General features: G+C 47.2%; 5 protein-coding genes and 1 pseudogene. 2 read left to right on the top strand and 4 right to left on the bottom strand.

Features of this window, described 5'->3' with window-relative positions; translation table 11 throughout:
* Positions 1–56: 56 nt before the first annotated feature.
* The 4 genes from J8X26_RS25415 to J8X26_RS25400 form a co-directional block, all read right to left on the bottom strand.
* The gene (locus J8X26_RS25415; RefSeq protein WP_208952353.1) at positions 57–437 is read right to left on the bottom strand and encodes a molecular chaperone; all 381 of its coding nucleotides are present in this window, start codon (positions 435–437) and stop codon (positions 57–59) included.
* An 85-nt stretch (positions 438–522) separates the two neighbouring features.
* On the bottom strand, positions 523–1,035 hold the full coding sequence (locus J8X26_RS25410; protein WP_208952352.1) for a fimbrial protein: 513 nt from the start codon (positions 1,033–1,035) through the stop codon (positions 523–525).
* Positions 1,036–1,533: 498 nt separating this feature from the next.
* Positions 1,534–2,187 carry a helix-turn-helix domain-containing protein gene (locus J8X26_RS25405; protein ID WP_208952354.1) on the bottom strand — a complete coding sequence of 218 codons (654 nt, stop codon included), beginning with the start codon at positions 2,185–2,187 and terminating at the stop codon, positions 1,534–1,536.
* A 148-nt stretch (positions 2,188–2,335) separates the two neighbouring features.
* Positions 2,336–2,539 (bottom strand): DUF6434 domain-containing protein, encoded by a 204-nt coding sequence (locus J8X26_RS25400; RefSeq protein WP_208952351.1) that lies wholly within the window; start codon positions 2,537–2,539, stop codon positions 2,336–2,338.
* A 194-nt stretch (positions 2,540–2,733) separates the two neighbouring features.
* Between J8X26_RS25400 and J8X26_RS25395 the strand changes: the two genes are divergently transcribed.
* Both J8X26_RS25395 and yajD read left to right on the top strand, forming a co-directional pair.
* Entirely contained in the window at positions 2,734–2,922 is a 189-nt protein-coding gene (locus J8X26_RS25395; protein ID WP_152325981.1) for a YjfB family protein, read from the top strand.
* Between the two features lie 147 nt (positions 2,923–3,069).
* Positions 3,070–3,291 (top strand): annotated as a pseudogene (yajD, locus tag J8X26_RS25390) (HNH nuclease YajD); the annotation flags it as partial.
* Positions 3,292–3,358: the final 67 nt, after the last annotated feature.

Below are 3,358 nucleotides of genomic sequence, written 5' to 3'. Positions count from 1 at the left end.
TACAGGATCGAGAATGTGGTGATCTGATCCTGATTACGGCAAAAAGTTCGATTTATTCAACAAAGCCTATTATCCTGTCCCGCTTTACTGGTCGGGATTGCCATAATATTCAGATAAAAAACGGACTCTCTGTCGCGGGGTAAATTATTTGTTTTTCTCAGGATACGGAGTTTATTGGTGGTATCCGGTTCAATACGAAATAATGCCGGCGCAGGCATAAAAGCGCTGTCCGTTGATTTAGCGGTCAGACTGTCTGAAATGCCGACATTAATAAGATAAGGTTGATTATGGGAACGGTTATTAATGTCAATGCTCTGACTGCTATCAGATCCTGCAAAAATAACGCGGGATGCACCGATGCCAATACTGGCTAATACCGGCTCGCTCAATAACAGACTCAGGCTTAATACAACGCCCAACTTGCGGTAAAACTTCATAATATTCTCTGTCCGTTAAATGAAAAAGAGAGGCTAAAAAGTCCCTCTCTTTTTTTACTCAGTGTCGTACCAGGGATCTAAACTCTTAGTTACTCACGTAAGAGATTTTGATCGGAGCGGTATATGCGCCTGGCATTACGTTGGTAGCATCCATGACGGCCATACCTGCGGTGAAGGTATAGTCCACTGCGCCGGTAGCGTCAGCGGTCAACGGAATGCTGGTGTTGTTTTTAACCTGAGTGAGGTTGTCTTTCTGAGTCAGCATGAAACCCGCTGTCTGGTTAACATCGCTCAGGAACAGGTTGTCAGTGCCAGTGGTAACAATGCCGGAAACCTGCAGTGCGCCTGTTTCGTCTTCGCTACAATTTTTCAGGGAAACCAGCAGCGGCTCCTGACCAACTTGTTGCTTAGCGGTAGTGAACGCAGATTTTGAGAAAGAACCCACGTTCAACGTTGCAGCACCATTATTTGCAGTCACTTCACAAGTGGTGTCTACAATAGTACCCTGCAACTGGACGTCAGCCTGAGTTGCAGCCTGAACCTGACCAGCCATACCCATAATCAGAGCAACGGGAGCAAGGGCGATAATTTTTTTCATTACAAAATCCTTCATTAGATATATGTGTTATTACAATGGAAATACTTAACTTCAGCCTGCCTTGGCTGATGCGGTAATAATACGTTTGCGAAGGGTTTCCGGATATCAGAGGGAGATTATTTTAATGAAGGTGCCAGACTACGGCTGTAGGATGAAGAATATTTCAAGGGGGTAATTGTTTGAAAGGGCTGAGGAGAAAAAAATATAACGGAATCATCAGATAAAATAAAGCCATCGTAAAAGGATGGCGTAAATTAAATAATAGGTTGTTGCCGTTTTACCGCGTAAGTACCCCAGTTGCCGTTCCACGCGTTTATTTGAGATTTCCAGTCTCTCAGCCGGTATTCTTCCGGCGTCAGGTTATTCAGGGATTCATGGGGCCGCTCGTGGTTAGATTCTGCCCGCCGGTGTTCCGAGCATAAAATCAACCGACCAACTTTGGTTGAGTGCTTCCGGCGTTGCCAGAGGCGCTGAATCTAGAAAAGCCCGCTCAGGAGACTAAGCGGTTTTATTATTTTCCAGGGGCAGCCCTAAGCGGTAAACAGGAACCCGCCGCGTGGTGCCTGTCAGATTATCGAAGGCTTCGGCCTCAGCGGTGGAAATTCTCATACCGGACTTTCTCAGCGTTGAGATGTCAGCGGCGATGCGCTGCATACCAAACCAGAATAAACCATCAAGCGCGGTAACAGATAAACCGGCTTCCAGCGCCAGACGCAGACGTTCACGCGGCGCTTTAACCTGTTTTGCAATTTCCTGGTACGCGGCAGTGGTCACGCCATCCGCCGTCACGCGACGGATCCGGTGGGTGAAGCGGTAGCGAAAAGCATCGGGGACATTGTTCAGATCGGCCCTGATGCTATACACACAACCATACCGGCTTTCGCTGATGGTGACAGGTTTGCGGCCTAACGGCAGCGTTTTACGCAGTTGATCTATCAGCTGCGGGGCACGGATCAACTGGAGACGAAACGGTATTTCAAAGCTGGTAACGTAATCAACATTCAGCAACGCAATGTGCAGCCGCTCTTCACTTCCGGCTTTTATCTGCCGGCACTCTTCTGTCACCTCCGCCCACTGCTGCGTTAGCCGGGGGGATTCGTCTATTGCTGCAAATTGGTATTTTTCGATCTGATAGTCGATACGTTCACTCATCATTATTCCCCGCACATGTCTGTCATCAAACCGTATAAAACTAAATCACATACCGGTGTTTACGGGACAGAAATATCGTTTTTTTGCTCTTTTAACGGTACAACGCCCTACCCGTTATATGCCCTGATTTACGCAGACCGGGCACCGTTTACTGCCTGCGTTTCCATTCATCCACAACATCGCCCAACGTTTTTGGAATATCATTACGTATCCATGCCATGAAATCACGGTTGAACCGGAAGTCCTCTCCGCAATGTTCAGTCATGAAACGACGAACGTTTTGCGTGTTTTTATACTCTTTATCGACGATTGTAGCGGGTGTGAGTGATGCACTGTGCCAGTCCGTTTTCATCGGTCCTGCTCCTGAAAAAGCCAATAAGGGGAAAGTCGTTAACCTTAAATCAGCTGCTTTTTATTTTCCATATCACCGTAGTATTTTAACGTCCGCCTTAAACAGTCCAGTCAAACAACAAATTAAAGTTTTCTCCCAAAATGCCGATAACTTCCCTGAGAGTTCTTTTTTGCTGCATTAAACAGGAGAACGAAATGGATGTATCGCAAATTGCTTCACTGGCGACCGGGCTTGATAATCTGGATCTGAGCAACAAAGTTGACACCCTGATGTTGAAAAAGACGCTGGATAACCAGCAGTCAACCGCTGCCAGTCTCATCGAATCGATCCCGCAGCTACCTGCTAATCCGGCGATCGGGCGCAATATCAATATCACCGTCTGAACCCGCTTTTCACCTGTTCACTGTTGATGAATGCACCGCGTTTTCAGCAGTGTCAGTTTCTGACTCTCCGTCACACGCAGAGCATTGGGCGACTGCGCCGTTATGGGATATATTACGGCAATCTCTTTATGACAGGTAACATCGCCAATGGCTCTGATCCCAAAAAACTACGCGCGCTTAGAAAGCGGATATCGTGAAAAAGCCCTCAAAATCTATCCCTGGGTCTGCGGACGCTGCACGCGGGAATTTGTTTATTCAAACCTGCGGGAATTAACGGTTCACCACATCGATCACGATCACACCAACAACCCGGAAGACGGCAGTAACTGGGAATTGTTGTGTCTGTATTGTCATGACCATGAACAGGCTTTGTTGAATAAATCGAACTTTTGGCCGTAATCAGGATCAGATCACCACATTCCCGATCCTGTAGCGG

Source organism: Rahnella sp. ChDrAdgB13 (assembly GCF_017655185.1).
In the GTDB taxonomy this organism is placed as follows: domain Bacteria; phylum Pseudomonadota; class Gammaproteobacteria; order Enterobacterales; family Enterobacteriaceae; genus Rahnella; species Rahnella contaminans.
Note: the sequence above shows the minus strand (reverse complement) of the source record. Positions and strands in the feature narration are given on the sequence as shown.